The organism is Micromonospora foliorum, assembly GCF_022229015.1.
Lineage (GTDB): Bacteria > Actinomycetota > Actinomycetes > Mycobacteriales > Micromonosporaceae > Micromonospora > Micromonospora foliorum.
Genome location: NZ_JAKKFF010000447.1, coordinates 1 through 5,037, shown reverse-complemented (window position 1 = coordinate 5,037; position 5,037 = coordinate 1). Strand labels below are relative to the sequence as shown.

General features: G+C 71.0%; 5 protein-coding genes. 3 read left to right on the top strand and 2 right to left on the bottom strand.

Annotated elements, in window-relative coordinates; all coding sequences use genetic code 11:
• Positions 1 to 43: 43 nt before the first annotated feature.
• Positions 44 to 865, bottom strand: a complete 822-nt coding sequence (locus tag PSH25_RS27450) for a sugar phosphate isomerase/epimerase family protein (RefSeq protein ID WP_238661795.1) — start codon at positions 863 to 865, stop codon at positions 44 to 46.
• On the bottom strand, positions 866 to 1,903 hold the full coding sequence (locus PSH25_RS27445; RefSeq protein ID WP_238661794.1) for a zinc-dependent alcohol dehydrogenase: 1,038 nt from the start codon (positions 1,901 to 1,903) through the stop codon (positions 866 to 868).
• 116 nt (positions 1,904 to 2,019) lie between these two features.
• On the opposite strand from PSH25_RS27445, the gene PSH25_RS27440 reads away from it, so the two are divergent.
• From PSH25_RS27440 to PSH25_RS27430, 3 genes are all read left to right on the top strand, one after another.
• On the top strand, positions 2,020 to 3,414 hold the full coding sequence (locus PSH25_RS27440) for an ABC transporter substrate-binding protein (RefSeq protein ID WP_238661793.1): 1,395 nt from the start codon (positions 2,020 to 2,022) through the stop codon (positions 3,412 to 3,414).
• Complete coding sequence (locus PSH25_RS27435; protein ID WP_238661792.1) at positions 3,411 to 4,367, top strand: carbohydrate ABC transporter permease; 957 nt, start codon at positions 3,411 to 3,413, stop codon at positions 4,365 to 4,367. The genes PSH25_RS27440 and PSH25_RS27435 overlap by 4 nt, the downstream gene beginning before the upstream one ends.
• The coding region (locus PSH25_RS27430) for a carbohydrate ABC transporter permease (RefSeq protein WP_238661791.1) at positions 4,367 to 5,037 on the top strand (671 nt) is incomplete at its 3' end. The genes PSH25_RS27435 and PSH25_RS27430, both read left to right, overlap by 1 nt.

Genomic DNA, 5,037 nt, shown 5'->3' with positions numbered 1-5,037 from the left:
CCGGCCGCTGGCGCGTCGACGCTTGTCGGCTCGGCGTCGGCGGTCACGCGGCGGCCCGCCGGGGCAACGCGTGTCGCAGCACCGTGGCCGCCTGTTGCAGGGCCCGGACCGGGTCGCCGCGAAGCCGGCACTCCAGGGCCAGCCAGCCCCGGTAGTCCAGCTCCAGCAGGGTGCGCACCAGCGCCGGCCAGTCCAGGTGCCCGGCGCCGGGCTGGTACCGGTTGGAGTCACTGACCTGCACGTGCCCGAGGTACGGCGCGGCGGCGCGCAGCGCACGGTGCACGTCGTCCTCCTCGATGTTCATGTGGAAGGTGTCGGCGACCACCCGGACCGACGGCAGCCCGAGCGCGGCGCAGAGCGCCACCGCCTCGTCGAGCCGGTTGACCATGTGGTCCTCGTACCGGTTGAGGGGTTCCAGGAAGAGGGTGACGCCCTCGGCCCGGGCGTGCTCGCCCAGCTCGCCCAGGGCGTCGAGGAGCACCTGCCGGTCGCCGTCCGGCGCGCGCGGTGGCTCGAACGGCGGCAGTCGCCGGGAGAACATCCCCCAGGCGGCCGGGGTCATCACCCCGACGCCGCCCAGCTCGGCGATCACCGTGAGCTGGGAGCGCAGGTTGCGGACGGCGTCGGCGGAGCGGGCCGGGTCGAAGTCGCCGATGAAGTGGTCCATCTCGACGCAGACGGTGGGCATCACCACCCCGGCGGCGCGGGCCCGGCGCAGCTCGGGCAGCCGGCGGGCGAACGCGAGGTCGCCCCGGCCGCGTAGCTCGATGCCCTGGTAGCCGAGGGCGGCCGCGAGGGCGTACTTCTGGATCAGGTTGGCGCCCGGCAGGAGTTGTTCCTGACAGGCCAGCGCGATGGTGGTCATCTAGAACCTCAGCACGACTTGGAGGACGTCACCGGCGCCGCGGTCGAGCAGCGCGAGGGCGTCGGCGACCGCGCTGGCGTCGACGATGTGGCTGACCAGCGGCAGCGGGTCGACGCTGCGGTCGGCCACCAGGTCCATGAAGGTCTGCGCGACCCGGTCTCCGGTCCACCGGCCGGCCATGCTCGGCGCGGGGGTGGGGCCGGAGACCTGGGCGGCCACCAACTGGATGCGGTTGTGGTGGAACTCCTCGCCGAGGCCGAGCGCGTCGGCCTGGCCCTGGTAGAAGCCGGCGGCCACGACCCGGCCGGCGTGGGTGGTGGCGCGGATCGCCTCGTGCAGCGCCGGGTAGGCGCCGGACAACTCCAGGCAGACGTCGGCCCCCCGGCCGTCGGTGGCCCGGCGCAGCACGGCGGCGGCGGAGGCGACAGTGGCGTCGACTGTGGATCGGGCGCCGTACCGGGTGGCGTGCTCCAGCCGGTCGGGCACCGGATCGACGGCCACCACCCGGGCCCCGGAGAGCACGGCGAGCCGGGTGGCGAGCAGCCCGATGACGCCCTGCCCGAAGACGCCGACCCAGTCGCCGAGGTGCAGGTCGCCGGCGAGCACGGCGGTCAGCGCGATGGCGCCGGGGCGGGCGAAGACGGCGGCGAGCGGGTCCAGCCCGGGAGGGAGCGCACGGACCGCGTCGGCGGCGAGCACGGCCTCGGCCCGATGCCCCCAGATGCCCCAGACGAGCTGCCCCGGATGCCGGTCGGTGACCTCCGGTGCGACCTCGATGACCTCGCCGACCTCTTCGTAACCGAAGCCGATCAACGGGTAGGGCACCGGGGTCTGTCGGGGGACGAACATCCGGGCGGTGTCGTCCCAGTCCTTGCTGAGCCGGGGATTGCTGCCCCGGTAGAGGGTCAGCTCGGTGCCGGCGGAGATGCCCGAGTAGCAGGTGCGAACTCGGACCTGGCCGGGGCCGAGCGGATCCGGCGGGCAGGGCTCGAGACTGATGCGTCGAGGCCCGGCGAGAGAGACCACCCAGTTGCCCATGTGTCACATCCCGGTAGCACTGGGCTCCAGGATAGACACAAAATCGCAATATGTCTTGTTATTGATCAATCGAAGGTGTTGAATCCGGCATGTACCCTTCGAGAGGAGTGCCACCGATGTCAGCACCTCCGAGGCGGATACTCGCCACCACCCTGATCATGGCACTGACCACGTCCACCCTGCTGGCCTGCGGCGACGACGAACCGGACAGCAACAGCAAGAAGATCACCGTCTGGAGCCTGGAGGACGTGGCCGACCGGGTCACCGCCACCAAGGCGATCATCGCCGACTTCACCGCCAAGACCGGGATCCAGGTCGACCTCGTGACCGTCAACGAGGACCAGTTCCCCTCCCTGATCGCCGCCAACGCCGCCGCCGGCGACCTGCCCGACGTGGTCGGGTCGGTCTCCCTCGCCGGCATCCGTACGCTCGCTGGCAACGAGCTGCTGCACGCCTCGGCGAACGCGGAGGTCGTCGACAAGCTGGGCAAGCAGACGTTCTCCCCCCGGGCGCTGGAGCTCACCGCCGACGACGGCAAACAGCTCTCCGTGCCCAGCGACGGGTGGGGGCAGTTGCTCGTCTACCGCAAGGACCTGTTCGCCGCGGCCGGCCTGCCCACCCCCGACACGTACGAGCGGATCACCGCCGCCGCGGCGCGGCTGAACACCGGCGGCGTCGCCGGCATCACCGCGGCGACCGCCCCCAGCGACGTGTTCACCCAGCAGACCTTCGAGCACCTGGCGCTGGCCAACGGCTGCCAGCTCACCGACGACTCGGGGAAGGTGACCCTCGATTCACCCCAGTGCGTCGAGGCGTTCCGCTTCTACGGTGACCTGATCCGCACCAGCTCCGTGAAGGGCGCGCAGGACGTCGACACCACCCGGGCCACCTACTTCGCGGGCAAGGCGGCCATGGTGATCTGGTCGCCGTTCATCCTCGACGAGCTGGCCGGGCTGCGCGACGACGCCAAGCCGACCTGCCCCCAGTGCCAGGCCGACCCGGGGTTCCTCGCGAAGAACAGCGGGTTCGTCACCGCGATCAAGGGCCCGAACGGCACCGAGCCGGCCCAGTACGGCGAGATCAGCTCCTGGGCCGTGCTGGACGGCGCGGCGGCCGACCCCGCGAAGTCCTTCGTGGAGTACATGCTCGGTGACGGCTACCCGCGCTGGTTCGGCATGTCCCCGGAGGGCCGCTTCCCGGTGCGCAAGGGCACCCCCGCCGAGCCGGAGGCGTACCTGACCGCCTGGAACACCAGCCAGGCGGGCGTGAACGCGAAGAAGCCCCTCAGCGACGTGTACGGCGACGAGGTGCTGGCCACGCTGCGCCGCAGCCCGGACACCTTCGGGCGGTGGGGTCTCAGTCAGGGGCAGGGCAAGCTGGTCGGCGCCATGCTCGGCGAGTTGCCGGTGCCCAAGGTGCTGGGCGACCTCGTCTCCGGCAAGTCCGACGCGGCGGCCACCGCTAACCGCGCCAAGAGGGACGTCGACGCCATCAAGGCGGGCGTCAATTGACCACCACCGCGCCCGGCCCCGGCCGCTCCCCCACCCGGGAGCGGCCGGCGCCACCCCGGCGCCGAAAGTTGACCCTGCGCCGCCGCGAATCCCGGGCCGGGCTCGCGCTTGTCGCACCGACCCTGCTCGTCACCATCGCGGTCATCGGCATCCCGATCGTGTGGACCCTGGTGCTCGCGTTCCAGCGCGTCCGGCTCGCGACGCTGCGCAAGACCGGCCTGTTCGGCGAGTTCACCATGGACAACATCGACCGGGTGTTGCACACCCCGGGCTTCGCCGAGACGCTGTGGGTCACGCTGATCTACAGCATCGGCGGCACCGTCGGGTCGATCCTGCTCGGTCTGGTGGCCGCTCTGGTCGTCCGCCGGCCGTTCCGGGGCCGCACCCTGGTCCGGGCCTCCATGCTGCTGCCGTACGTGGCACCGGTGGTCGCGGTGACGTTCGTCTGGCAGGTGATGCTCGACCCGCAGCTCGGCATCGTCAACGCGTGGGGGCAACGCCTGCTCGGCTGGGACGCCCCGGTGCCGTTCCTCACCCAGGAGTCGACCGCGCTGGCCACGGTGATCGTCTTCGAGGCGTGGCGGTACTTCCCGTTCGCGTTCCTGTTCCTGCTGGCCCGGCTGCAGGCGGTGCCCGGCGAGTTGGAGGAGGCCGCCCGCGTCGACGGGGCCACCCCCACCCAGCGGTTCCGGCACATCCTGCTGCCGCAACTGCTGCCGGTGATCGCCCTGCTGGGTGTGCTGCGCTTCATCATGACGTTCAACAAGTTCGACGACGTCTACCTGCTCACCGGTGGTGCGGCCGGCACCGAGGTGGTCAGCGTCCGGGTGTACGAGTTCCTCACCGCGCGTACCGACATCGGGGCCGCCGCCGCGCAGGCGGTCGTGCTGGCCGTGGTGCTCATCGTGTTCGTGCTGATCTATCTGCGCTTCTTCGGACGGAGGGTGGGCTGATGGACCGGGACGTGGTCGAGACGGTGAGCCTGCGTTGGCTGCGCCGCCTGGTGATCGCCGTGTTCCTGGTGATCACCGTCTTCCCCTTCTACTACATGCTGGTGCTCTCGGTGCGCCCCATCGAGCGGCTGCTGCTCGACCCGGGCGCGCTGGTGGTCGGCTTCGGTGAGCTGACCGTTGCCACGTACGCCGAGGTTCTCAAGGCCACCGACGACGGCGGCCAGGGTTTCCTCACCTTCATCCGCAACAGCGGGCTGGTCGCCGTCGCGGCGACCGTGCTCACCCTGCTGGTCGCGATCCCCGGCGCGTACGCGGTGGCCCGGCTGCGGTTCTTCGGCCGGCGGCAGGTGGACTTCCTGTTCCTGGCGGTCTACCTGTTCCCGTCGATCGTCATCGCGATCCCGCTGTTCGTGGTCTTCACCCGGGCCGGGCTGCGCGGCTCGCTGTTCGGTCTGGTGCTGGTCTACATCTCGCAGACGTTGCCGGTGTCGGTCTACATGCTGAAGAACTACTTCGAGACGATCCCGGTCAGTCTGGAGGAGTCCGCGGCGATCGACGGCGCCGGTCGGCTCGGCATCATCCGCCGCGTCAGCCTGCCCCTGGCGATGCCGTCGATCATGGCGGTGGCGCTCTACGACTTCATGATCGCCTGGAACGAGTTCCTCTTCGC